The following is a 25,344-nucleotide window of genomic DNA, read 5'->3' on the forward strand; positions in this document are numbered from 1 at the left end:
GAAGCGTGGCGACACGTGGAGCTGAATGATACTAATCGGTCGAGGCTTTGATCTAGTCTAATGGTTTGTGTTGATGAATCCTCAGTTTTGAGAGAACAATCTCAAAAACATGTTGACATTATGTTAAGATAATGTTAATATCATATTTGTCTGGTGGCGATAGCGAGACGGCCACACCCGTTCCCATGCCGAACACGGAAGTTAAGCGTCTCAGCGCCGAAAGTAGTTGGGGGATCTCCCCCTGTGAGGATAGGACGTTGCCAGGCAAAATCGTTCCGCAATAGCTCAGTGGTAGAGCAACCGGCTGTTAACCGGTAGGTCGTAGGTTCAAATCCTACTTGCGGAGCCACTTTCTCTTTTGGAGAGCTGTCCGAGTGGCCGAAGGAGCACGATTGGAATTCGTGTAGGCGGCAAAACCGTCTCAAGGGTTCGAATCCCTTGCTCTCCGCCAGTTTTTCAAATATGTAATGGCCCGTTGGTCAAGCGGTTAAGACACCGCCCTTTCACGGCGGTAACACGGGTTCGAATCCCGTACGGGTCACCATTTAACTTTATATCGTCGCGGGGTGGAGCAGTCTGGTAGCTCGTCGGGCTCATAACCCGAAGGTCGTCGGTTCAAATCCGGCCCCCGCAATTAAGTCCGGTCTCGTGGTGTAGGGGTTAACATGTCTGCCTGTCACGCAGAAGATCGCGGGTTCGAATCCCGTCGAGACCGCCATTTTTATTTTGAAATCAATTATACTACATATGGCTTTGTAGCTCAGTTGGTAGAGCAAAGGACTGAAAATCCTTGTGTCGGCGGTTCGATTCCGTCCAAAGCCACCATATGTGGGGGGGTAGCGAAGTGGCTAAACGCGGCGGACTGTAAATCCGCTCCCTCGGGTTCGGCGGTTCGAATCCGCCCCCCCCCACCACTTAGGGGCATAGTTTAGCGGTAGAACTACGGTCTCCAAAACCGTCAGCGCGGGTTCGATTCCTGCTGCCCCTGTTTTAATTTCATCATGGCGATTGTGGCGAAGTGGTTAACGCACCGGATTGTGATTCCGGCATTCGAGGGTTCAATTCCCTTCAGTCGCCCCATTATTATTGGGCTGTAGCCAAGTGGTAAGGCATCGGATTTTGATTCCGACATGCGAAGGTTCGATCCCTTCCAGCCCAGCCATTTTGCGGAAGTAGTTCAGTGGTAGAATACGACCTTGCCAAGGTCGGGGTCGCGGGTTCGAATCCCGTCTTCCGCTCCAATGACTTTTGGCGCCATAGCCAAGTGGTAAGGCAGAGGACTGCAACTCCTTTATCGTCGGTTCGATTCCGACTGGCGCCTCCAACATAATATGCCGGTGTGGCGGAATTGGTAGACGCGCACGACTCAAAATCGTGTTCCTCTGGAGTGTCGGTTCGACTCCGACCACCGGTATCCGTATGACTCTAACTGAGGTTAGGGTCTTTTTTCTGCTCGCTATTTTTTTTTGAGAAGGAAGGACATTCATTCAGCTCGAATGTTTTAAACAAGAAGAAACGAGGTGGATGATATTCAATTTACAGAACAATCGAATCGGTTCATCCGATTTGCTGACAACGAATGTGTGGGTTCTAGTCGCTTATACGAAGTGCTAGCTCGAGAAGTGGCCCAGCATGAATGGCTCTTATCTTTGTGTGAAGACATACCAAAGGGACAACCTGCTCCAAATCTATTGTTTGCATCTGTTCATGAACTGGTAATTCAACACTCTGCTGATGAGTTGGCCACCTATTATCCTAGCGTGACAAAATATCCAAAACAAGCTGAAGATGTATTTCCCTCTTTTTTAGCTTTTTGCCATACATACGAAAGTGAGATCCGTCATCGATTGAGGACCCGTCGTGTGCAAACGAACGAGGTTCGACGATGCGCCTACTTGTATCCGATATTTTCGAAGATTCAACAACAGACGAAGCAATCACTCGCACTGCTCGAAATCGGAACGAGTGCAGGGCTTCAACTATTTGTTGACCAGTACGCTTATGAATATAATGGCGTCCCAATCAACCCGATAAGCATCTCATCAGTAAACATCTCAGCGACCGTCGAATCGAACGAATCATTCCATCTCGAGGCTAAGACGCCATTAGACATCGGAACGCGTATTGGTGTCGATTTGAACATTGTGGACTTGACAGATCAAGCAGAGCGGTCATGGTTGAATGCGTTAATCTGGCCAGAGCATGAGACACGACGGCAACTGCTTCAGGCTGCCATGAATGAAATCAATTTTAATATGGTGACGCTCATTGAAGGGGATGGTGTGACGATGCTACAAGATCTCGTATCGCGTGTGTCGGAGACAGAGACGTTATGTATCTTCCATACACACGTTGCAAATCAGATGTCACGTCCCGTCAAAGAAGAACTTTTGAAGCAAGTCGAGCGAATTGGACAAACACGAGACGTCTTCCATATCTATAACAATATCCAAGATCGTTTCCTTCATGTAGATTTGTATCAGGACGGTCAACTTACAGCGTTGACGTTTGCAGAAACAGAGGGGCACGGCCGTCAATTTCAAATCCTGACGCCACTCGATTCTTTGTTTCATTCATGATCTTTTGAATGATTAAGATATATTAACATATTGATTTCATTGAATTTAGAAAAACTTACGAATACTTGTTGACAGATTAATAGTATAGGTGTATATTAACTATAGTCGCTTGAACGACAACAATATTTCATGCGGGTGTAGTTTAATGGTAAAACCTCAGCCTTCCAAGCTGATGACGAGAGTTCGATTCTCTTCACCCGCTTCATATCTCTCTGCCGAGTGGCGGAGAGATTTTTTGTATGCGAAAATATATAGAGGAGGTGAACGGAATGGACCCGTACACATTAAAACAACAAATCTTAGCGTATGCCGAAACCATCGGGATTGATGAGTTGAAAGTGACGACAGCTGATCCGTTCATCGTCATGAAACAACGACTCATTCGACAACAGGAGAAAGGATATGCCTCTGGATTCGAAGAACCGGATTTAGAGAAACGCACAAATCCTGAACTTCTGCTTGAAGAGGCACAGTCGATCATTGCGATCGCCATCGCCTATCCAAGTAAATTAAAAGATGCGCCCCGTAGTGTCGCCGGGGAGAGACGAGGGTTGTTTGCTCGTGCTTCGTGGGGACTCGATTACCATCGGGCGGTCGGCGATCGATTGACCAAACTTCAAGCGTACATTGAAGAATTGGTTCCAAACGTGCGAACGCGTTCGATGGTCGATACGGGTGAGCTCGTCGACCGTGCTGTCGCAGAACGTGCGGGGATTGGATTTAGTGGGAAAAACTGTTCCATCATCTCTCCTGAGAAAGGATCCTATCTTTATTTGGGCGAAATGATTTTAGATGTATACTTACCACCGGATGAAGCAATTGAAGACGGATGTGGGGATTGCGATAAATGTATGACAGCTTGTCCGACGACGGCCCTTGTTGAACCAGGTGTCCTCGATGCGAAGCGCTGTATCGCCTATCTCACGCAGATGAAGACGTTGATGCCACGAGAGTTTCGGTCGAAGCTTGGTGGTCGATTATATGGATGTGACACGTGTCAGCAAGTCTGTCCATATAATCGCAAAAAGGACTGGCGCCACCATGAAGAATTGTTACCGGAAGCTGAGATTGTCAAACCGCTCTTAGAGCCTCTTCTGACATTGAGCAACCGGGAGTTCAAACAAAAGTTCGGACATTTATCAGGCGCATGGCGCGGGAAGAAACCGATTCAACGAAATGCGATTTTAGCGCTCGCGCACTACCGTGAACTTTCAGCGATTCCAATCTTAAGGGAATTTATTAAACAGGATGAACGCGAAGATATGCGCGCGACGGCTGTTTGGGCAATCGGTGCGATTCTTGGACCTGATGCCGATTCGATATTTGAAGAGATTGAACGGAATGAAACGTCTGATATGGTTCATGAAGAGATTCGCATATATCGAGAGGAGTGGGCACATGAAGATCGTGTCGTCTAAGTGGGGACCGCTAATGTACGAGATAAATGGATCAGGTAAGTTGACCGAATTGGAGTTCACAACACATGAACCGACAGAAGAAGCACCTGAATGGTTGCGGAATCTTATGACGCGAGTCGAGCGGACAGGGTTTCAAGAAACAGATCGTGCCTACGTTGACATGAACGGGACACCGTTTCAACAGGAGGTGTGGGATGCGCTTTTGACCATTCCTTATGGCGAGACACGCACATATAAGCAAATTGCTGAACAAATCGGTCGGCCGAAAGCCGTTCGCGCCGTCGGTCAGGCGCTCAATCGAAATCCGTTGCCGATTCTATTTCCGTGTCACCGTGTCATTGGAAGTAGTGGGAAGCTTGTCGGTTTTGCGGGAGGATTGGCTGAGAAACAACGCCTTCTAGAATTTGAAATGAAAAAGTGAGGGAAACCAACCATGGCAATTCATGTCGTAATGTTTCAACCAGAAATACCAGCAAATACAGGGAACGTCTCACGTACGTGTGCGGCGACGAATTCGGTGCTTCATTTGATTCGTCCGCTCGGATTCTCGACGGATGATAAGATGTTAAAGCGTGCCGGTCTCGACTATTGGCAATTTGTCGATGTACGCTATCATGACTCGTTAGAAGAGCTGTGGGAGAAGCATCCGGATGGTCAGTTCTTTTATATTACGAAGTACGGGGAACAATACCCGAGTGATTTAGACGTTTCAGATGTAGGCGGTGACTACTTCTTCGTCTTTGGTCGTGAGACGAAAGGGTTGCCGATGGAAGTCATCGAGAACAATTTGGATCGCTGCATCCGCCTACCACAATCGAACCTCGTTCGTTCATTGAACGTATCGAATACAGCAGCCATCATCGTATATGAGGCGCTTCGCCAACAGGGATATGCAGGATTGAAATAAAAAAGAGCCGGATTCGTAAGAATCCCGGCTCTTATTCGTTACCCTCAGGTTTACGGTTATATCCAGCTGTCAAAATCGCTGCGAGGAAGACGACGCTGATTCCAACCATCAATAATAGGCCCATCCAAAAATCCCCCTTTTATTCTCCATAACTATAAATAGTATAATATACTTGGTAGGTGAATTGCACTGAATATAAGAAATTACTGTGAAATTGGAGAAGGAACATGAAAACGAATGTGTACTTACTGAGCTATGCCCCACTCATCGGAATTATTTTGTTTTCGATGTCACTTGCGATTGCGACCTCCGAGTACGTAATCCAATGGCTGAATCAAATTGGCGTATATAGTGAAATTATCGAACTGTTATCCGTGCAAGAGACGAAAGTGCTCGTGCTCGTCGTATTCTTTACGATTTTCTTTATGTTGTTTAGCGCATTCAAATTGGTAGCCGATACGTTCAATCAACTCGGTTTCGCTTTTTTTGCGCGAGAGACAAATGGCACGTCGCTTCATCGGCTCAAACCTGGTGCCATCATCTTTCTCATCGGGTCCGGAATCAGCTTTCTCTTTTTGAACACATTGCTCGCCGTTATCGCCGTGCTCGTTGGCACGCTCTTGATGTATCTCTTTTACTATGTCTGGCAAGTAAGCCAATCGATGTCCGTCCCACGTGCCATCGGCTTATTACTTATGCAGGCCGTCATGTGGGCGACGTTGGTCAGCGGGTTAGGTTGGTCGGTCCTTCGCTTGTTTAACTCTGTCGGAGATATCATCTTATGAAGCATTCTTTTGGACCAACCTCTGATGTGATCGAAGCGTGGTGTCTATCATTTGTCCCGGAGGAAACCTTGTATTGGATTGATTCTTCGTTTCTTGAGGATATACCGAGTTCCTGTCTCGTGATTCCGAGGCAGGAGTTTTTCAATCATCCGCTTTACCGTAGACCCGACATCACGAATCCGTATGTGACGTGGCAGATGGGTCAAGACGTGACTTATGTCATCCATGCGTTCTCTAGCTTTTTGAAGGAGTTACAGGAGCACGTCAAAACACGTTTATTGGAATTTCAAGTGACGACCCATCGTGGTCTTGTTTTGCCGATATCAGTCGAGCAGATGAAACGTCTATCGAATGAGATGATTATAGAGAAGGATGGCGCGTGTGTCATCGTTTTGCATCCGCAAAATTGGAATGAGCTCGACATCGAGATGCGTCATTCTCTCCTGCTCGACTATGCGAAGGAGTGGGATCGTTGGGAAGGGGAACCCTGTGATGACTCGATTGCTTCGCATATTGCGGATTATGCAAATCGGTTTCCGATCCAGGATGGAAGTAACTGTCTCGCGGCGACGTTGTTTGCGGTCACGGGAAACGAACAGGTCGTTCACCGATGGGTTCATCCAGAGACGTTCCTTCAGACATTAAAGCGAAGTAGGTACGAAACTGTGAAGGATGATACACTGAGGCCGAATGACGTCCTGACGTTTTGGAGCGACCAAGGGCAACTGGTCCATGCGAGTTACTGTGTGCGACAAGGACTCTATTTCAATAAACATGGTCAAGTCCGTTTCAATCCATGGAAACTAATCAATCACGACGAGTTAATGGAGCATTGGGGAGCATATCGACTTCAAATCGAACGTCGATTATAAAGCAAAAGGAGTCAGTCCACTTTTCAGTGGCTGACTCCTTTTATTGGTGTGCCTGTGTCCAGACAATCGCCGGATACGCACGGTTGGCGAGTTCCGGGAATGGGCGAGGCGTATCGGCACCGAGCCAGATGGCGGTGATGGTGCGATTGGTCAGTCCGACATACCACATATCTTTGTTGTCGTTCGTTGTTCCGGTCTTTCCTCCGAGATACTCAAACTCACGTTTCAGCTGATTCGCATAGCGACCTGTACCGTATGAGGTGACGGTCGATAACGCTTTTTTCATCTCACTAATCGTTTCCGGAGACCAGACTGTCTCTTCCGTTAAAATCGGGGTCAGTGTTGGTTCACCGGACTTGAATGTGATTTGTTTGATTGTATGTCCGGATGTATACTCGCCTTTATTTAAGAACGGGGTATAGGCGGCGGCGAGTTCTTTTGGGGAGACCCCTTGTGTGAGACCGCCAAGGGCACTCGCTAAGTTCTCGTCCTGTTCATCCCATTGACTGAACATCATATCAGCTGTCTTATACGCGCGTTCCTGATCGATTGCTGAGAAGGCGGCGAGCGCAGGTGTGTTATACGAGAAAGCGACCGCATCTTTCAATAAGACATCGCCTAACACACGGTTGTGACTATTTCCGGGACAATAAGAACCGTAACAAGCCGGACGACCGTCAAGTACCGTGTCAAGTTTCGCTCCTGTCTCTTCGATAAATGGGGCGAAAACGAGGATCGGTTTGATTGCGGAACCTGGTTGGCGGTACGCCTGGGTCGCTCGGTTGAACTCACCGACCTGCGTCATCTCAGAGTCGACCATGGCCACGATTCTCCCTTGAGGTGTCAGTTCCGCATAGCCACCGTTCACACCGGGAGGGAGTTGACTCATCACCTGTTTTGCTTGTTTCTGCTTCCCGGTTGATAAGTAAGTCTCGATCGTCGCTTCATGTGTGGATAAATAATCTCTTGCCTCGGCATCGTCTAAGTCATAGCGTGACCGTACCAATTGAATCGCTTCGCGGACGGCTGTATCCATGTAGTCCGGGTATTGAATCGTTTGAATGCGAAACGACGCTTGTAACTTGACACCATGATACTGATCATATGCACTCTTCGAGAGAACACCCGCTTCAAACAGTTGCGTCAAGATTCGGTCCTTACGCTCAAAAAAAGCATCAGATGGATTGAGCGGATCATAAAGTGACGGATTATTCGGTACTGTCAACAAGTAAGCGAGTTGATTCCAATTCAGATCGTCGAGCGGTCTTGAAAAGTATGTATCGGCTGCCGATTGAATCCCATATACATTATGTCCAAAAAAAATAACGTTGCTATAAGCTGTTAAAATTTCTTTCTTGCTATAATTTTTTTCTAGTGCTCGAGCAAGCAATAACTCTTTCACTTTTCGTTCATATGTCCGTTCATGTGTGAGGTACACGTTCCGTGCCAACTGTTGCGTGATTGTACTCCCACCTTGGACAGATGTCTCGTTCGCGTTATTGATAAATGCTCGGGCAATCCCGCTCAAATCATAACCGGGATGAGCATTGAACTTACGGTCTTCGATGGTTGTAATCGCATCTTGGATATGTTCGGGTAACGCTTTCGGAGACACGTCATTTCTGCGGCCCGCCAAGTAGATTTGCTGTTCTCCACCGTTGTATGCGAGTGTGACGGCATGCATTGACGAGAGTGGTTGTGCCGATACCAGCTCTTGTCCCCAAGATAGAATTTCATCTGCCTGATCAATCTCTTCTTTCAATGCAGTGGCAAGTGACAAGGAAGCAGCCAAAAGTCCAGCAAAAAATAAGGTTCCAATCCAAGCTCTCATCTATTTCACCTCTCTCTATACATTATATCGTCCAATTTACAAAAAAATAAAAATGTAAACGTTATCATATAATAATTCGAGAAGGAATACTTTAGGAAAGGGCGAAAAAGGGTAAAAGAGGTTGTATATCACGATTTTGAGGAGGCTTATTATTTATGAAGCAAGAAATGGTTGCGATGCTCCTTGCGGGAGGAGAAGGAAAGCGATTGGGGCCTCTCACGCGAAAAACGGCGAAACCGGCCGTGAATTTCGGCGGAAAGTACCGCATTATCGATTTCCCATTGTCAAACTGCACGAACTCGGGAATTACAACAGTCGGGGTATTAACGCAATATGAGCCACTTGAATTGAATCGTTACTTAGGAATCGGGACGGCATGGGATTTAGATCGTCGCAACGGGGGGTTAGCCATTCTCCCACCTTACCAAGCACAGTCGGGGAAAAACTGGTACGAGGGGACGGCCAATGCAATCTATCGTAACTTGAGCTATATCGATGATTACGATCCAGATTATGTGTTGATTCTTTCGGGAGACCACATCTATAAAATGGACTACGAGAAAATGCTCGAAGCCCATAAAGAAAAACAAGCCGATGTGACCATCTCTGTCATGGAAGTGCCGTGGGACGAAGCGCCGCGTTTCGGAATTTTGAACACAGCGGATGACCTCCGTATCAATGAGTTCGAAGAGAAGCCAGAAGAACCGAAGAGCAACTTGGCTTCGATGGGGATTTACATCTTCAACTGGAGCGTCTTGCGCGAACATTTGATTAAAGATGCTGAAGACGAAACGTCTAGCTTTGACTTCGGGAAGAATATCATTCCGAACACGCTTCTTCAAGGACTCGACGTCTTCGCTTATAAATTCAAAGGCTATTGGAAAGACGTCGGTACGATCCAGTCTCTTTGGGAAGCGAATATGGACCTCTTGGAAGAAGAGCCTCCATTCGATTTATATGACCCGGAGTGGAAAATCTATTCGGTCAACCCGAACCAGACTCCTCAGTATATTGGAAAAGACGCTTGTGTCGAACAGTCTGTGATTAACGAAGGGTGTCATATCGAAGGCGAAGTCCAACATTCAGTGCTATTTTACGATGTCCGTGTTGGAGAAGGTTCACTCGTTAAAGACTCGGTGATTATGCCAGGAGCTAGAATCGGGAAGGATGTAACAATTCACAGAGCCATTGTCGCTAGCTGTGCAGTCATTGAAGACGGCGCGACAGTAGGTGAGCCAGGTGGTGAAATCGTTGTTATTGAACCACACGAAAACATTGAAAGTGGAACCGTCTTCAAACAAAGAGTTTGATACGAGTAAAGAGACACTCAAGGAGGCGTTACTGTTGACGAACGATTTATTAGGGGTCATTAACTTAGGAACGGAACAAGGTCTGTTTCCGGAATTTACTGGACATCGTAATCTGGCATCAGTCCCATTCTCAGGACGCTATCGCCTGATAGACTTCACCTTGACGAATATGATCACACAAAATATTAATCAAGTCGGGATCTTTACGTTAGATAAGTATCGCTCATTGATGGATCATCTCGGTTCAGGGAAAGAGTGGGATTTGGACCGTTCGCAAGGCGGTCTCCACATCTTCCCACCAGCGTTGAAACCGGACGGAGAAGCGTATCTTGGCGACTTGGCCAACTTCTCGATGCACCGTGAACACTTCATTCGCAGCAAGCAGCCGTATGTGGTCATCACAGGTTCGAATGTATTGACGACGATTGACTACAACGACATGCTCGCACATCATAAATCGATGGGCGCGGACATCACGCTTGCCTATACGACCCATGAACAGAAATGTGGCTATTGCCGTCCGATACGCCTTGGGGAGAATGACCGCGTCGTCGGCATCTCTGAGCGCGGATTCTCACCGGATGATGAGTACACGTACACAGAAACGATCATTATGTCGAAGAATCTCTTCATGCGTCTCGTTGATGAAGCGACCTCTAAAGGCGAATATGACCTGTTGGATGGCGTCATTCGTCCCCAGCTTCATCGTTTACACGTGCACGGGTACCATTATGTCGGGAAAATGCAGGTCATTCACTCGGTGCTTTCTTACTATAATGAAAGCATGCGATTACTCCGTGGCGAAGGCATCATTTATGACTTCCCGCATATCTACACGAAAATCAAACATGAGCCACCGACTCGTTATTTGAAAGGATCAAAGGTAAACGAGGCGCTCGTGGCAAATGGATGTAAGATTCATGGCGAGGTGCAAAATAGTATTCTCTTCCGTGGTGTTGAAGTCAGTAAACACGCACGCGTGAAAAACTCAATCATTTCATCAAAATCGATCATTGAAGAAGGAGCTGTCGTTGAAAACGCGATTTTGGATAAAGAAGTTGTTGTAAAACGAGGACAGGTCATCCGAGGCACAATCGACGAACCGATTGTCATCGCGAAACGAACAGTGGTATGAGGAGGATTTTATGAAAATTTGGTATGTTGCTTCAGAAGCGGCACCGTTCATGAAAACGGGGGGGCTGGCCGACGTTGTCGGTTCGCTCCCTCAAGCGGTGGCGGGCCTAGGAGAAGAAGTCAGTGTTGTCATGCCGAAATATGGCTCGATCGCTGAAGAGTATGTGGACGAGATGGAGTATTTATTCGACCTGATTGTTCCGGTCGGGTGGCGCAAACAGTTCGGGGCAGTCTTGAAGTTAGAGCGGGACGGCATCACGTATTACTTCATCGACAACGAGTATTACTTTAAACGTGACGGTGTCTTATATGGACACTTTGATGATGCTGAACGATTCGCCTTCTTCTCTCGCGCTGTACTCGAAATGATTGGGAAGATGGAAGACGTACCCGATGTCCTGCATTGTCATGACTGGCAGACAGGTATTTTACCGGCCTTCTTACGAATCCATTATCAACATATTGAAGCGTATCAACGCATTCGCACCGTGTATACCATCCATAACCTACAATACCAGGGGATTTTCCCAGAAGAGATTCTTGGAGAATTGCTACAGTTCGGTCCTGAACATTTCACGGCCGAAGGAATTCAACATAACGGTCTCGTCAATTACATGAAAGCCGGCATCGTCCATTCCGATCAAATCACGACCGTCAGCCCATCGTATCGCGACGAAATCATGGAACCCTATTACGGTGAAGGATTAGACGGGGCGTTGCGTCATCGGGCAGTCGACGTGCGTGGCATTTTAAACGGGATTGATTTGGCGACAAACGATTCGAGTACGGATCAGCGAATCGCAGAGACGTACAATCTAGACACCTATAAACAAGGAAAAGTTGTCAACAAACGGGCGTTACAAGAGCGACTTGGGCTTGAAGTACGTGACGATGTCATGCTCATCGGTTTTGTCAGCCGACTCGTTGACCAAAAGGGTCTCGATTTAATTAACGGTGTCCGTGAAGAACTTGGACAGCTCCCTTGCCAGTTCGCGTTCCTCGGTTCGGGACAACCGGAATATGAAAGAATCGTTCACGAGATGACAGCCGCTCACCCGGGGAAAGTCGGGTCATATATCGGTTTTGACATCGAACTCGCACACTTGATTTATGCGGGATCGGATGCCTTTTTAATGCCGTCACGTTTTGAGCCTTGTGGTCTCAGTCAATTGATCTCCATGCGATATGGCACCTTGCCGATCGTACGTGAGACAGGTGGACTCCGGGATACCGTGAAGCCGTACAACGAGTTCACGCAAGAAGGGACCGGTTTTGGATTCATGAACTACAATGCTCATGAGATGTTGGCGACGATTGAAAAAGCGATTCGTGTCTTCTATGAAAAAGAAAACTGGCATGCCCTCGTCCATCAAGCGATGACCGCGGACTATAGCTGGAAACAATCCGCCAAGCAATATCGTGAGTTATATCATTTATTCGCATGAGTGGAAGGAGCTAACTTGATTTATGTTCACAGATAAACAAAGCTTTGTCGACGCATTTAAAGAACGGTTCATTGCATTGAACGGGAAGTCGATCGAGGATGGGACAGAGCAGGAAGTGTATCAAACATTGGCAACGATGGTACGCGAGCAGGCCATGCCTAAATGGATTCACACCCGCGACCGTCAAGAAGAAAAACACAGTAAGCAAGTCATCTATTTCTCGCTAGAATTTTTATTAGGTCGCTTCTTATACAACAACTTGCTCAGTTTAGACGTATTGGAGCTCGTTAGAGACGGACTGCAAGATCTCGGATACGACTTCACAGACATTACCGAGTTGGAACCAGAGCCGGGTCTTGGGAATGGAGGGCTCGGGCGCCTGGCCGCCTGCTTCCTCGATTCGATGGCTGCACTCAGTTTACCTGGGCATGGAAACGGGATCCGCTATCGTTATGGACTCTTCAAACAGAAAATTGTAGACGGCTATCAAGTCGAGTTGCCGGATAACTGGCTCCGTGACGGGAACATGTGGGAAACGAGACGTCAGGATAAAGCGGTCGAGATTAATTTCGGTGGCTGGATTGAGATGAAACAAATCGGAGATCGATTGCGTGTCGTCCATCATCCAGACGAGGTTGTTCTTGCCGTTCCGTATGATATGCCGATTATCGGTTATAAGAATGATGTCGTGAATACGTTACGTCTTTGGAACGCCGAATCACCACTTGACGACGAGGCGTATTTAGAGAAGACGAAAGGGACGTATAAAGACTTGTTGAAACATAAACAGTCGATTGCTACAATTTCGGAATTCTTGTATCCAGATGATACGACGTATGAAGGAAAAGTATTACGTTTGAAACAACAATACTTTTTTGTATCTGCAGGCATTCAATCGATGCTTGTTTCCTATTTGAAGCGAAATAAATCACTTAAGCAGTTAGGCGACCATTACGCGATTCATATCAATGATACGCATCCGGTCGTCGCAATCCCTGAATTGATGCGCATCTTGATGGATGAGCATGGATACGGTTGGGACGAGGCGTGGCGGATTACGAAGAGCGTCATGTCGTTCACGAACCATACGCTACTCTCAGAAGCGCTTGAGAAATGGCCGGTCGAGATGTACCAACGCCTCCTGCCGCGCGTGTATCAAATCATCGAAGAAATCAATCGACGTTTCTGTCGTGACGTACTCGTCAACTATCCGCACCTCGAATCCCATATGGGAGAGATTGCAATTGTGTCAAACGAACAGATCAATATGGCCAATCTCGCTGTCGTCGGTTCTCATTCAACGAACGGCGTAGCGCAAATTCATACGGATATTTTAAAACAGCGCGAGATGCGTTACTTATATGAGATGTTCCCGCTTCGCTTCAACAACAAGACGAACGGGATCACACACCGTCGCTGGCTCTTGAAGTCGAACCCGGGATTATCCGACGCCATTACGGAAGCAATCGGCCCGTCATGGATTGAACATCCGAACGACTTGGAAAAGTTGATGGATGTTTCGAAAGACCGGAGCTTCCAAGAAAAAGTCATGGACGTGAAGCAACAAAACAAATTGGACTTAGCGGCATACATTCAAGAAGAAACGGGAGAGACAGTGGACCCTCATTCCATCTTTGACGTACAAGTCAAACGCTTGCACGCCTATAAGCGACAATTGCTGAATGCCCTTCACATCCATGCGCTTTACTTGAAGATTCAAGCGGACCCGACGTTTACGATGGTGCCTCGCACGTTTATCTTTGGCGCCAAGGCGGCACCGGGATACTACTATGCGAAAGAGATCATTCGCTATATCAATGCCCTTGCCACGCTCATCAATAAGGACAAGCGGGCGAGTCAATTCATTAAAGTCATCTTCCTTGAAAACTATCGTGTCTCCATGGCCGAACGGATTTTCCCAGGGTCTGACTTGAGCGAACAAATCTCGACTGCGAGCTATGAAGCATCCGGTACCGGAAACATGAAATTCATGATGAACGGAGCCTTGACGATTGGAACGTTAGACGGGGCCAATATCGAAATTCGTGACGCCGTCGGTGATGATCACATCTTTATCTTTGGATTATCTCCGCAAGAAGTCATGAACTATAAGAAGTTCGGAGGCTATCATGCGGCAGAGATGTATCACGCACATCAGGAAATCAAAGATGTGGTCGATGGTCTTGTCAACGGAACGTTCGATAAAGTGGGCGAATATCAATTCCAATCCATCTTCGATTCTCTCCTCGTCTATAACGATGACTTCCTCGTCTTGAAAGACTTTGTCTCGTATATGCGGGCACAGCGACGAGTCGATGAGGTGTTCAGTGACCAATCACATTGGGCTGAAAGCTCAATCGTCAATACGGCGAAGTCAGGAATCTTCTCGAGTGACCGTACCATCACGGAATACGCAAACGCGGTCTGGAATATCAAACCGACGAGCGTAAAATAAAAAGGATCCACCCTTAGGGGTGGACCTCGTTTTCTGGATAGCTGATCCAATCGGAATAGGATCCCGGATAGAGTCGGACATCATCTTTTCCGAGAGCGTGAAGCGCCAAAATATTGACGCAGGCGGTCACACCGCTACCACAGTAAAAGATGGGGTTCTCAACGGGAAGAACATCTTTATACAGTTCTTTTAAGTCGTGGAAGTCTTCTAACGTCCCGAGTTCTGTAATGGCCTCGGCATAGGAGCAGAGCAATGCGTTCGGAATATGACCTGCTTTTGAGTCGATTGGTTCATGTGACCCGTTGAAGCGATCTTCGGTTCGTGAATCATAGAGTGAGCCGCTCGCAGCAGCTTTCACTTCATCGAGTGTCGCAATCATATGGTCTTGGAAGTCTGGCGTATAGTCGCTTGTCGGATAGTGTGGAACGTCCGTAGTGGTCTCACCGCAATAAGTGATGCCAGATTGGATACCGCCTTCTAACACAACGACCCGTTCGTGACCGGCCCATTTGAAGAGCCACCATGCACGGGCTGCGAATGGGAAGCCGTCATCGTAAATGATGACCAAATCTTCTTTTTTCAAGCCGATGCGACGAAGTGTTGCCGTCCATGCTTCTTTCGAAGGGAGCGGATGCCGTCCGCCGTGTTCGCCGAGCGGACCGGACAAGTCTTCCATCAAATCGAGAAAGACAGCGTTCGGAAGATGTCCCTTTCGGTAGACATATTTACCATAGGACGCGTCGTTTAGCGAATATCGGCAATCGATGAAACGAATCGAGTTCGTATGCACGATTTGTTTTAATTCTTGGGCACGCATTGTTGGAAACATTAATATCACCTCGAGGTTTCGTTACTCTCATCGTATACAAGATGGAAGCAATTGGCGAGTACTTCGATTGAATTTTTTGAGGGTGAAAGGGGAATGAATCATGACATGGCAACAAACGTATGACCGTTGGAATCAATTCGAAGGGCTCGAGCCGCATTTACGTGCGGAACTCGAAGAACTCGCAAAAGATGAGACCACGTTAGAAGATGCATTTTATAAGACGCTCGAGTTCGGAACAGGCGGGATGCGTGGAGAAATCGGGCCGGGTGCAAACCGAATGAACGTCTATACGATTCGAAAAGCGTCACAAGGATTTGCTGATTTTATCTCAGCATCAGGGGAAGAGGCGAAACGTCATGGCGTCGTCATCGCCCATGACTCACGTCATTTTTCGCCCGAGTTTGCGTTAGAAGCGGCGCGGACATTGGCATCAAACGGAATCAAGACGTATTTGTTCCCAAGTTTGCGTGCCACACCTGAGTTGTCGTTTGCCGTTCGCCATTTAAATGCGTTCGGTGGCATCGTGATCACGGCGAGCCACAACCCGCCGGAATATAACGGGTTCAAGGTATATGGGGCAGACGGGGGACAGCTTCCACCAGCGGAAGCGGATGAACTCGTGACGTATGTCAATGCGATTGAAGACGAGCTGAAAATTGAGATTGAAGATGAAGCGGCGCTCCGACAAACGGGGCTACTCCTCACCGTCGACTCATCAGTCGATGAAGCCTATATGGAGGCGCTCCAGTCGATTCGGATTCATCATGACGTACAGGACAGCCCGCTTCGGATTGTCTATTCACCGCTCCATGGGACGGGACGCCGTCCGGTTATGGAAGGGTTGAAGGCGTACGGATTTGAGCACGTGACAATTGTAGAGGAGCAGGCAGAGCCAGATGGTGCGTTCCCGACTGTCAGTTATCCGAACCCGGAAGAAAAGGCTGCATTTAAATTAGCAATGGAATACGGGGACCGGGTCGAGGCTGATTTACTTATGGCGACGGACCCGGATGCGGACCGTGTGGGCTTGACCGTGCGCGGACGGGACGGGGAGTGGTTCGTCTTGACTGGGAACCAGACAGGCGCGCTCCTAATGGAATACATCCTCTCACAAAAGAGTGAGACAGGTACGTTGCCGTCTAACGGATTTGTCGCTAAGACGATCGTCACGTCTGAACTCGGTGCTGCGATTGCAAAAGCGTACGGGGTACATCTCGAAAATACGTTGACTGGATTCAAGTTCATCGGTGAGAAGATCAAACAATATGAAGAATCAGGCGAATATGAATTCCTCTTTGGGTATGAAGAAAGCTACGGCTATTTGATTGGAGACTTCTGTCGTGATAAAGATGCCGTTCAGGCTTGCCTACTAGCAGCCGAGATGGCAGCTTATCATAAACAGCACGGTCGGACGCTTTATGATGCATTACAGTCGATTTACGAGAAGTATGGATTTTATGAAGAGTCCTTGCAGTCGATGACGTTAAAAGGAAAAGCTGGTCTCGAGCAAATCGGACGCATGATGGAGGCGTTTCGTGCTAATCCGCCAAAAGAAGTCGGTGGATATGAGGTCGTCCGTTTCGAAGACTATAAGAAACAAGTGGCGATCGATTTACAGTCCGGTAAATCGGAAACGATTGAATTGCCATCATCAAACGTCTTGAAATTCGTCTTTGCGGACGGTTCGTGGTTCTGTCTTCGTCCATCTGGAACCGAGCCGAAAATCAAGTTTTATTTCAGTGTGCATGCGGATCGTGCTGAGAAGACGACCGCAAAACGTGAAGCGATTGAAGCGGATGTTATGAAACAAGCGAAAGCGATTGATTGATCAGGAACATCACTCTAGAAATAGGGTGATGTTTTTTGTTTGACATGAAGACATCGCGCCAGTATGATGAGGATATTGTTTAAAACCGTGTAATCATATAAGGATTATAGGAAAGGCGGAATTATTATGAAAAAGACATTAACGAGCGTACTCGCAATCGGAGCTTCAGTCGGGCTTCTCGCAGCATGCGGTAACGAAACAGACAGTGGAGCGGACGAAGCGGTCATCACGGTCGGAACAGAAGCGACATACCCACCATTCACGTACAAAGAAAAAGGTGAATTGACTGGATATGACATCGACGTCTTGAACGAAGCGGCAGAACGTGCCGGTTATAAAGTGGAATACGAAGCAATGGACTTCAAAGGACTTGTCCCGGCACTCGACGCTGAACGCATCGACATGATTGCCAACCAAATGAGCATCACAAAGGAACGTAAAGAGAACTATGCATTCTCTGACCCGTACGCGGTGTCAGGAGCTCAAGTCATCGTTGGTTCAGACAACAATGACATCCAAGGGATCGACGATCTTGACGGAAAAGTAGTCGGATCGACACAAGGTTCTGCTTATGCACAAATGGCTGAAGAAGCTGGCGCTGAAGTGAAATTCTACAAAGGTGCGAACCAAGTCCTTCAAGACCTCGAAGTCGGTCGTTTGGACGCGGCCCTCAACGACCGTCTCTTCATCTTGACGGAACTTGAAAAAACAGGTTATGACGTCAAAGCAGTCGGTGATATCTTCAACACAAGTGAAGCTGGATTCATGACACGTCAAGATAGCGACGTGCTTGACAAGTTGAACGACGCGCTCACAGAGATGAAAGAAGACGGCACGATGAAAGAAATCGGTGAGAAGTACTTCGGTGAGGATATCAGTCAATGAATGAACTGATCACGACCGTCATAGAGAACCGCTCGGCCTATATTGAAGCCATCCAGCTCACGTTGATCGCCAGTGCCCTGTCGATTCTTCTCGCCTTGGCTCTCGGTCTGATCATCGCTTTACTTCATAGTAGTCCGATTAAAATCGTACGGTTGTTCACACGGACGTACATTTCGTTCTTCCGTGGAACACCGCTCTTACTTCAATTGTTAATCTTATATGTCGGGCTCATCGGGTTCGTTCAACTCAGTGGGATGCAGTCGCTCATCTTTGGATTAGGCTTCCACTTCGCAGCCTATATCTCAGAAGCGTTCCGAGCAGCCATCAACTCGGTCGACAAAGGACAAGTGGAGGCAAGTGTCGCACTCGGCATTCCGAAAATGAAACGTTTCAAAGACATCATTTTCCCACAGGCACTCTCACGTGCCATCCCACCTGTCTCGAACTCGGTCATCGACATCATCAAGTCGACATCCCTCGGAACGGTCATCGCGGTACAGGAGTTGACGTACGTGTCTGACCAGATTGCGGCCACGACATATTTAGTCATGCCGTTGCTCTTGTTCTCTGCGTCGATTTACTGGATTTTATCGACCTTGATCCAAGCCGGTCAACACAAACTCGAACAGCGTTATGCGATTCGATAAGAAAAACCTCGATTCAGACGAATCGAGGTTTTTTTGTGTACCTTAACGGATGACTGCTTCAGTTTCTCCGTCGAAGAAGTGTGCTTTTGTCATATCGAGTGCGAGTTCGACATCGTCACCCATGTGGATGTTCGAGCGACCGTCAACGCGTGCTGTGAACTGTTGTCCACCGAGTTCAGCGTAGAGGTAAGACTCAGACCCCATGAGCTCAGCGACATCGATGTGCGCTTTGAACGTGTGTGTCGTTGGTGAGTCGATGTAGATTGGCTCATCGTGGATTGATTCCGGACGAATTCCGAGGACGAGCTCTTTTCCGACATAGCCACGATCACGAAGCGTCTTCATTTTTCCTTCTGGTACGTTGACTTCTTCACCGTTCGTGATGAATTTGCCTTCTGCGAGTGTACCGCGGAAGAAGTTCATCGATGGTGAACCGATGAAGCCGGCGACGAAGATGTTGTCTGGATGATCATATACTTCTTTCGGCGAACCGACTTGTTGAATGATTCCGTCTTTCAAGATGACGATCCGTGTAGCGAGTGTCATCGCTTCCGTTTGGTCATGGGTAACGTAAATCGTCGTTGTATCCAAGCGGTTGTGGAGTTGAATGATCTCTTTACGCATTTGTACACGGAGTTTCGCATCCAAGTTTGAGAGTGGCTCATCCATCAAGAAGACTTTTGCGTCACGGACGATCGCACGACCGATGGCAACACGCTGACGTTGTCCACCTGAGAGCGCTTTTGGTTTACGCTCGAGGTATTCTTCCAAACCGAGAATGCGGGCAGCGTCTTTTACGCGACGATCAATCTCGTCTTTCGGGAACTTACGGAGCTTCAACCCGAACGCCATGTTGTCGTAGACGCTCATATGCGGATAAAGTGCGTAGTTTTGGAAGACCATGGCGATATCACGATCTTTAGGAGCGACATCGTTCATTCGTTTCCCGTCAATGATAAAGTCACCGTTTGAAATCTCTTCAAGTCCTGCGATCATACGAAGTGTCGTCGATTTTCCGCAACCAGACGGTCCGACGAAGACGATGAACTCACGGTCTTTGATATGCAAGTTGAAATCGCTGACGGCTTTTACGCCACCATCGTAAATTTTATCAATGTGTTCTAAACGAATTTCTGCCATGTCGTTAGCCTCCTAAAGAATCTATGTGTATATAATAGCGCTTACAAGAACGATTATATGATGAAACCGCTTGCATTGAATATGGACAAGTTGCACAAAAACCGTCAATCGGATTTGTGCAACATGACCATGAGTTGAAGAAGGCTAGCGTCATAGAACGTTCGAGCATCGTAACCCGTCGTCTCAAATAGGCGATCGAGCCGATAATTTAGCGTGTTTCGATGCATGAACAGTGCTTTGGCGGTATGCGAGACATTCAATGAGTGACGAAACAACGCCTCTAATAATTCGATTGTCGACAAATCGAGCATTTGCATCAGCGGGGCAGTGATATGCATCCGTTCTTTTAAGTCCTGCTGTTGTAGTAAATAATGGTATAATAATTGACTAGCAGGGTAAGTTTTAGTAGACATACGTGCGTATGGCATGAGTAATTGATGTTGACGATACACATGGGCGAGCGAGCCTTGCGGACGTTCGCTATAGATTGCATGTGCCTCGATAAAACAGTCACTCGCAATGGCGCGCAATACGTCCTCAAACTCCTGAAGATCGACGAATGGATTTTGTTCAATCAGCTCGATATGTCGTGTCGACATCAAGATGACCTCGGCATGCGGCATAAAGTCACGGACGATACTAACGAAGGATTCGAACGCTTCTTCTTCCGCTTCTTGGAGAGAAAGAGAGATGAGCCGAAACGGTTGCTCAAAACGAAACGTCTCATCTTGAAGGGTTGCTTGCCATTTTCGCTGATGGGGATCAGATTGAAGGATTGGCGTCGCCCACAGCGCCAACAGCTTTTGTTCGCGTTCGCTCAGTTCGAACGCGGGGAGTCCGAATAGGGTACCATCTTGCGTCTCGAACCAATCAAGGTCACCAGATGCATCTTCCGACCGATGGACAGCAGTCGGAAAAATCGATTTAATACGATCAAACGTATTCAATACTATCACCTCAACAACAATGTATCATATTTCAGATCGGAGGCTTGCAGTTTGGACGGGTTATTAAAGATTTTACTCATGATATTGATCGGGGCGACCATCGGGGGCGTGACCAACTTTCTCGCCATCAAGATGTTATTCCGACCACACGAACCGAAATACATCGGTTCATTCCGGATTCCTTTTACACCAGGACTTATTCCGAAACGTCGAGATGAACTGGCATCTAGTTTAGGGAAGACGGTCGTCAAACATTTATTGACACCAGAGGGTATGCGGAAGCGATTGCTAGATGACCAAGTGACGACGCATATTACGCACTTTGCGCAACAAGAGGTCCAGACGATGTTACGCTCGGATAAGACGGTTCGCGAGCTATTGGAACCCCTCTATCCGAACGCAGAGGCACGATTCCTCACGCTAGCAGATGAAAAACTACGTGACGAGCTATCGAACGTCATGGCTGAAGTGAAAGAACGAAAGCTGTTTGAGTTACTTGGAGAAGAAGGGATGGACCGTGTACGAGTGGTCATTCCTGAAGTCGTAGAGGCGCTTCTCGTCAAATCAGAGGAATATTTCTATTCTCCTGAAGGTGAGGCGCAACTTCGTCACATGGTTGACTCGTTCGTCCAGCGTCGTCTCGGATTTATCGCAGGGTTCATTCAAAACATGAACTTTGTCGAGATGGTTCGACCTGAAATCGTCAACATCTTACGTGGTCAATCGACCCGTGACGGAATGACGACGATGATTACGCGTGAATTTGAGCGATTCAGTGAGAAGACGGTCGATACACTGATCGATGACCGACTCGAAGCACGACTCATCGATGGCATCACAGACCAAGTTGTATCTCGTTTGCCAATCGGACAATTATTGGATCGTCCGGTCTCGTCGTATACACAGTCCGTCGAATCCCGCATTGTCGACGAACTCGTTCCACAAGGTGTCGCGCTTGTCATTGAGCGCTTCACGAACCAAATGGAGACAATCATGGACCGATTGAAGATTGATAAGATTGTGCAAGAGCAGGTCCAATCACTCGACACGTCGTACCTCGAAGAGATCGTCTTATCGATCTCGAAACGAGAGTTCCGGGCAATAACATGGCTTGGTGCGCTGTTAGGTGGTATGATTGGGTTGATTCAAGGGTTGATTGCCATCTTGTGATGGCTTAACCCTAATAGCATTTAGGAGGACGTTACATGTCACAAACAAACTTGTACGACCAAGCTTACCAATTGGAGAAAGCACTTCGCGATTCTGAAGAGTTCACAACACTCTCTTCTTTATACGATCGTGTCAATGCGGATGCGGAAGCGAACCAGTTGTTCGCTGACTTCCGTAACATCCAAATGACGCTTCAACAAAAGCAGATGCAAGGAGAGGAAATCTCTGAGCAGGAAATGATGGATGCACAAACGAAAATGATGAACGTTCAACAGAACGAATTGATCATGGAGCTCATGCAAGAAGAGCAACGCATGCACCAACTCGTCACAGAAGTGACGAAAATCATTATGAAACCACTCGAGGAGCTTTATGCCCCGATGGTGAACGAAAACGAAGTTCAATAACAAATGATGTGCGGATGGCTTTAGAGCCATCCGTTTTTTTGTTGATGAGATTGTCACACGCTTTAAGTAAGCGCTTACATAAAGTGGGTTATAATGAAATTGTGACAATAGCGAAAGGGTGAATCAGCATGATCACGGTGATAATCCTTTTAGGGATGATTTTCTTTTTTATAGCAGGATGGTTACGGGCGGATTTAGTGGCATTGATTGGACTTGTTTGCCTCGTGCTCACACAACAATTGACCCCAGGTGAGGCGATGGCTGGTTTCTCCAATCCGGTCGTCTTGATGATTGCTGGACTGTTCGTGGTCGGAGCGGGATTGTTTCATTCTGGTCTGGCGGAACGGTTGGCTTCTTTGCTTGTTCCATACGCAGGAGGGAATGCGACGCGTTTATTCTATCTGTTTATGTTGACGGTGACGCTCTTGTCGAGTGTCATGTCCAATACGGGGACCGTCGCTTTGCTCATTCCTGTTGTGATGGTAATGGCACGAAAAATCCAACAGTCTACGGATTCTTATCTCATGCCACTCGCCTTTTTTTCTAGCATTGGTGGAACAATGACACTGATTGGGACACCTCCCAATCTCGTTGCGGCAGAAGCGCTCCGTGGCATCACAGATGAACCGCTCGGATTCTTTTCATTGTTTCCAATTGGTCTGGTCGTGATGGTGATTGGATTGATCTATTTCCGTCTAATCGGGAATCGCTTACTCCATCAAGAAGGGGCGAAACAGTGGTTGAAGACGGAGATAAGTGAGCCATTGCGTCCAAACGTCTATGTGATGTCGATTGCAAAGAGTCATCCGTTAATTGGGAAACAGTTACGTGACCTTTCATGGTCTCATGAAGGGGTTATAGTCTTGAAGGAACGAGTTCATGGACGGCACCATCATGAGACGGCTCATGCGGACACCGTACTACGTGCGGGGGAATTACTTGTCAGCGGTGAGGAACGGCACGTTCAGAACTTTTCTGAAAAAGAACAGATACCATTTGAACCGATTGAGGCCACCCGTGTAGATGATCAAACCGGAGGGGTTCTCCTGTTCACGGTCCCAGGGGTGAGTCGATTAATCGGGAAGCGTATCGGTGAGAGTCAGTTACGTAATCAATTTCATGTCAATGTCTTGAAAGTCATCCGACCACAAGAAGAGATCGCACACGTGCGATTGACAGACACCCCGTTGAAGCAAGGAGACATGTTGATGGTACAGGGGACATGGGATGATTTAGAGCGGATGGAAAGAGAGACACATGACCTGTTATCAAATGAACGGGTGACCGAGGTAGCCAATCGAGTCGTATCGGGGCGTCATCAGCTTGCAGCAGGCATCATCATGCTCATGTTGTTGCTCCTGTTCATATTCGAATGGGTCGATCCGACCGTTGCCGTATGGATGGCTGCGCTAGCGATGGTGTTGAGTGGGGCCGTCCGACAGATGGACGTCGCCTATCAATCTATTCAATGGTCCTCGCTCGTCTTGATTGCGGCCATGATCCCGGTAGGAACGGCGCTTGAAAAGGCGGGAATCATGGGATGGGTCGTTGAATGGATTGAAAGGACGTTTGCCGACTTTGGTCCTATATGGGTACTCGTCGTCTTATTCGTCTCGACCATGCTCCTTAGTCAAATCATCTCGAATACAGCGACCGCTATTTTGTTTGTCCCCTTAGCGATTGCACTCGCCGAATCGATGACTGTCAGTCCGGTTCCATTCGTCGTTGCGGTCGCCATCTCGGCGTCACTCGCTTTTATGACCCCGTTCGGATCTCCGACAAATGCGATGGTCTTTAGTATCGGTAACTATCGATTTATGGATTTTGTCAAAGTCGGTGTGCCGTTGCAACTCATCACGGGCATTATAGGAATTCTGATGATTCTCATCCTTTTCCCATTTTGAATAGGAGGTTTGGGGACGAGTATCGAAAATAGAGGAATCAGCAGATGAAAGGGGGGACGATGATGAAAAAATGGATGATTGTATTCTTCTGCCTGTTTCTTGTTGCGTGTGGGAAAGAGATGGAAACTGAATCAGAACCGGAGATGACGGAGAACGGGCAGGTGGCCGAAGCGTATCTCGAGGAGCAACAGTACTCGATCGTTTCTTTTGAAGGAGAGCATACGAGTACTTTAACCTTAGAGGAACTGGCAGAGGATCGTGAACGGAACGTTTGGGGACTACAAACCGTATCACCGGATGAATACGTGGGTAAGACCATCTACTACGAAAACTTTACGGTGAAAGATCATCCGATTGGTGAGCAATCTCCCGCCGGTCAGACTGCTGTCTCGGTAATGATCGTGGATGGAAAGGTCATCGGCGGGACATCATTCCCCGTGACAGACGGATCAGGTTTAGGGAACGGATATAGTTTGAGCGGAGAATCGCTTGAAGATATTCACCCCGATCTTCAAGAATGGCAGGATGCGTGGAATAAAAAATATGGTGAATGAAAAAGTAGACCAAGACAATCATTGTCCTGGTCTACTTTTGTTAAGATGCCGTCCCTTTCAGTTTCCCCGGTAATTTGCAACGCTCGAAGTAGATGAGTTGCCCCCGTCGTACGATACGCGCCCCTTTATGCTCATGTCCAGCAGCACGAAGCATGTCGAGCCCTTTTTGTTTAGCCGACTGATCGTCGCTCGCTTCGAACATTTCATTCAATACGAGCGTGCCATCATTTTCAAATCCTGTCACCGTGTATGTTTCCATTCACACGACCCCCTTTTCTTCATTTTAATGAATGGTCA

Annotated in this window: 22 protein-coding genes, 14 tRNA genes and 1 rRNA gene; 32 read left to right on the top strand and 5 right to left on the bottom strand. The window is 47.6% G+C overall.

Annotation, left to right across the window (positions count from 1 at the left end; translation table 11 throughout):
• Positions 1-149 precede the first annotated feature (149 nt).
• The 21 genes from rrf (at position 150) to KNO70_RS06360 (ending at position 6,561) form a co-directional block, all read left to right on the top strand.
• A 5S ribosomal RNA gene (gene rrf, locus KNO70_RS06260) occupies positions 150-266 on the top strand.
• Positions 267-274: 8 nt separating this feature from the next.
• Positions 275-349, top strand: a tRNA-Asn gene (locus tag KNO70_RS06265).
• Between the two features lie 11 nt (positions 350-360).
• Positions 361-451, top strand: a tRNA-Ser gene (locus tag KNO70_RS06270).
• An 18-nt stretch (positions 452-469) separates the two neighbouring features.
• Positions 470-544 (top strand) — tRNA-Glu (locus KNO70_RS06275).
• Between the two features lie 16 nt (positions 545-560).
• Positions 561-634: transfer RNA gene (locus KNO70_RS06280), tRNA-Met, on the top strand.
• An 8-nt stretch (positions 635-642) separates the two neighbouring features.
• Positions 643-718: transfer RNA gene (locus KNO70_RS06285), tRNA-Asp, on the top strand.
• Positions 719-749: 31 nt separating this feature from the next.
• Positions 750-825, top strand: a tRNA-Phe gene (locus KNO70_RS06290).
• A gap of 5 nt (positions 826-830) precedes the next feature.
• Positions 831-914 (top strand) — tRNA-Tyr (locus KNO70_RS06295).
• Positions 915-917: 3 nt separating this feature from the next.
• Positions 918-988, top strand: a tRNA-Trp gene (locus tag KNO70_RS06300).
• A 16-nt stretch (positions 989-1,004) separates the two neighbouring features.
• Positions 1,005-1,080, top strand: a tRNA-His gene (locus KNO70_RS06305).
• Between the two features lie 7 nt (positions 1,081-1,087).
• Positions 1,088-1,162 (top strand) — tRNA-Gln (locus KNO70_RS06310).
• Between the two features lie 4 nt (positions 1,163-1,166).
• A tRNA-Gly gene (locus KNO70_RS06315) sits at positions 1,167-1,241 on the top strand.
• A gap of 9 nt (positions 1,242-1,250) precedes the next feature.
• A tRNA-Cys gene (locus tag KNO70_RS06320) sits at positions 1,251-1,324 on the top strand.
• Between the two features lie 9 nt (positions 1,325-1,333).
• Positions 1,334-1,414: transfer RNA gene (locus KNO70_RS06325), tRNA-Leu, on the top strand.
• A gap of 106 nt (positions 1,415-1,520) precedes the next feature.
• Positions 1,521-2,579 (top strand): DUF2332 domain-containing protein, encoded by a 1,059-nt coding sequence (locus KNO70_RS06330; protein WP_256363519.1) that lies wholly within the window; start codon positions 1,521-1,523, stop codon positions 2,577-2,579.
• Positions 2,580-2,710: 131 nt separating this feature from the next.
• Positions 2,711-2,781, top strand: a tRNA-Gly gene (locus KNO70_RS06335).
• 67 nt (positions 2,782-2,848) lie between these two features.
• The gene (gene queG / locus KNO70_RS06340) at positions 2,849-3,997 is read left to right on the top strand and encodes a tRNA epoxyqueuosine(34) reductase QueG (RefSeq protein ID WP_214811544.1); all 1,149 of its coding nucleotides are present in this window, start codon (positions 2,849-2,851) and stop codon (positions 3,995-3,997) included.
• On the top strand, positions 3,978-4,418 hold the full coding sequence (locus tag KNO70_RS06345) for a methylated-DNA--[protein]-cysteine S-methyltransferase (RefSeq protein WP_214685789.1): 441 nt from the start codon (positions 3,978-3,980) through the stop codon (positions 4,416-4,418). Before queG ends, KNO70_RS06345 begins: the two co-directional genes overlap by 20 nt.
• 12 nt (positions 4,419-4,430) lie before the next feature.
• Complete coding sequence (trmL, locus tag KNO70_RS06350) at positions 4,431-4,904, top strand: tRNA (uridine(34)/cytosine(34)/5-carboxymethylaminomethyluridine(34)-2'-O)-methyltransferase TrmL (protein WP_214685791.1); 474 nt, start codon at positions 4,431-4,433, stop codon at positions 4,902-4,904.
• Positions 4,905-5,131: 227 nt separating this feature from the next.
• On the top strand, positions 5,132-5,689 hold the full coding sequence (locus KNO70_RS06355; protein ID WP_074037691.1) for a DUF5366 family protein: 558 nt from the start codon (positions 5,132-5,134) through the stop codon (positions 5,687-5,689).
• Positions 5,690-5,757: 68 nt separating this feature from the next.
• Positions 5,758-6,561, top strand: a complete 804-nt coding sequence (locus tag KNO70_RS06360; RefSeq protein WP_214811547.1) for a hypothetical protein — start codon at positions 5,758-5,760, stop codon at positions 6,559-6,561.
• A gap of 40 nt (positions 6,562-6,601) precedes the next feature.
• On the opposite strand, the gene KNO70_RS06365 is transcribed toward KNO70_RS06360, so the two are convergent.
• Positions 6,602-8,392: a transglycosylase domain-containing protein gene (locus KNO70_RS06365; protein ID WP_214811550.1), complete on the bottom strand. Its 1,791-nt coding sequence runs from the start codon at positions 8,390-8,392 to the stop codon at positions 6,602-6,604.
• A 155-nt stretch (positions 8,393-8,547) separates the two neighbouring features.
• Between KNO70_RS06365 and KNO70_RS06370 the strand changes: the two genes are divergently transcribed.
• From KNO70_RS06370 to KNO70_RS06385, 4 genes are read left to right on the top strand one after another with little or no spacing between them, the layout of a single operon-like run.
• Positions 8,548-9,702: a glucose-1-phosphate adenylyltransferase gene (locus KNO70_RS06370; protein WP_015880913.1), complete on the top strand. Its 1,155-nt coding sequence runs from the start codon at positions 8,548-8,550 to the stop codon at positions 9,700-9,702.
• Positions 9,635-10,837, top strand: coding sequence for a glucose-1-phosphate adenylyltransferase subunit GlgD (glgD, locus tag KNO70_RS06375; RefSeq protein ID WP_240499788.1), 1,203 nt, complete (start codon positions 9,635-9,637; stop codon positions 10,835-10,837). Before KNO70_RS06370 ends, glgD begins: the two co-directional genes overlap by 68 nt.
• Positions 10,838-10,847: 10 nt before the next feature.
• Positions 10,848-12,281, top strand: a complete 1,434-nt coding sequence (gene glgA / locus KNO70_RS06380; RefSeq protein ID WP_214811553.1) for a glycogen synthase GlgA — start codon at positions 10,848-10,850, stop codon at positions 12,279-12,281.
• Positions 12,282-12,303: 22 nt separating this feature from the next.
• Complete coding sequence (locus tag KNO70_RS06385; protein WP_214811555.1) at positions 12,304-14,736, top strand: glycogen/starch/alpha-glucan phosphorylase; 2,433 nt, start codon at positions 12,304-12,306, stop codon at positions 14,734-14,736.
• Between the two features lie 13 nt (positions 14,737-14,749).
• Here the strand turns inward: KNO70_RS06385 and KNO70_RS06390 are convergent, their stop codons facing one another.
• Entirely contained in the window at positions 14,750-15,565 is an 816-nt protein-coding gene (locus KNO70_RS06390; RefSeq protein ID WP_078146404.1) for a sulfurtransferase, read from the bottom strand.
• A gap of 100 nt (positions 15,566-15,665) precedes the next feature.
• Here KNO70_RS06390 and KNO70_RS06395 point away from each other — a divergent pair, with 100 nt between their 5' ends.
• The 3 genes from KNO70_RS06395 (at position 15,666) to KNO70_RS06405 (ending at position 18,925) form a co-directional block, all read left to right on the top strand.
• Positions 15,666-17,393, top strand: a complete 1,728-nt coding sequence (locus KNO70_RS06395) for a phospho-sugar mutase (RefSeq protein ID WP_214811558.1) — start codon at positions 15,666-15,668, stop codon at positions 17,391-17,393.
• Positions 17,394-17,519: 126 nt separating this feature from the next.
• Positions 17,520-18,278, top strand: a complete 759-nt coding sequence (locus KNO70_RS06400; protein ID WP_078146406.1) for a transporter substrate-binding domain-containing protein — start codon at positions 17,520-17,522, stop codon at positions 18,276-18,278.
• Positions 18,275-18,925, top strand: coding sequence for an amino acid ABC transporter permease (locus KNO70_RS06405; RefSeq protein WP_214811561.1), 651 nt, complete (start codon positions 18,275-18,277; stop codon positions 18,923-18,925). Before KNO70_RS06400 ends, KNO70_RS06405 begins: the two co-directional genes overlap by 4 nt.
• Positions 18,926-18,967: 42 nt before the next feature.
• Here KNO70_RS06405 and KNO70_RS06410 read toward each other — a convergent pair whose 3' ends face one another.
• Together KNO70_RS06410 and KNO70_RS06415 are read right to left on the bottom strand one after the other, a co-directional pair.
• On the bottom strand, positions 18,968-20,065 hold the full coding sequence (locus KNO70_RS06410; protein ID WP_015880921.1) for an ABC transporter ATP-binding protein: 1,098 nt from the start codon (positions 20,063-20,065) through the stop codon (positions 18,968-18,970).
• A gap of 104 nt (positions 20,066-20,169) precedes the next feature.
• Positions 20,170-21,021 (bottom strand): PucR family transcriptional regulator, encoded by an 852-nt coding sequence (locus KNO70_RS06415; RefSeq protein ID WP_237708237.1) that lies wholly within the window; start codon positions 21,019-21,021, stop codon positions 20,170-20,172.
• Between the two features lie 69 nt (positions 21,022-21,090).
• On the opposite strand from KNO70_RS06415, the gene KNO70_RS06420 reads away from it, so the two are divergent.
• The 4 genes from KNO70_RS06420 to KNO70_RS06435 all read left to right on the top strand — a co-directional run bounded on the left by KNO70_RS06420 (position 21,091) and on the right by KNO70_RS06435 (position 25,047).
• Entirely contained in the window at positions 21,091-22,182 is a 1,092-nt protein-coding gene (locus KNO70_RS06420) for a DUF445 domain-containing protein (RefSeq protein ID WP_214689406.1), read from the top strand.
• Positions 22,183-22,217: 35 nt separating this feature from the next.
• Positions 22,218-22,589: a YlbF family regulator gene (locus KNO70_RS06425; RefSeq protein ID WP_015880924.1), complete on the top strand. Its 372-nt coding sequence runs from the start codon at positions 22,218-22,220 to the stop codon at positions 22,587-22,589.
• 128 nt (positions 22,590-22,717) lie between these two features.
• Positions 22,718-24,493 carry an SLC13 family permease gene (locus tag KNO70_RS06430; RefSeq protein WP_214811564.1) on the top strand — a complete coding sequence of 592 codons (1,776 nt, stop codon included), beginning with the start codon at positions 22,718-22,720 and terminating at the stop codon, positions 24,491-24,493.
• Between the two features lie 62 nt (positions 24,494-24,555).
• Positions 24,556-25,047: a hypothetical protein gene (locus KNO70_RS06435; protein WP_214811566.1), complete on the top strand. Its 492-nt coding sequence runs from the start codon at positions 24,556-24,558 to the stop codon at positions 25,045-25,047.
• Positions 25,048-25,087: 40 nt separating this feature from the next.
• Here KNO70_RS06435 and KNO70_RS06440 read toward each other — a convergent pair whose 3' ends face one another.
• The gene (locus KNO70_RS06440) at positions 25,088-25,306 is read right to left on the bottom strand and encodes a YhzD family protein (RefSeq protein ID WP_015880927.1); all 219 of its coding nucleotides are present in this window, start codon (positions 25,304-25,306) and stop codon (positions 25,088-25,090) included.
• Between the last annotated feature and the right edge of the window lie 38 nt (positions 25,307-25,344).

Source organism: Exiguobacterium sp. s181 (assembly GCF_018617125.1).
Taxonomy (GTDB): Bacteria; Bacillota; Bacilli; order Exiguobacteriales; family Exiguobacteriaceae; genus Exiguobacterium; species Exiguobacterium profundum.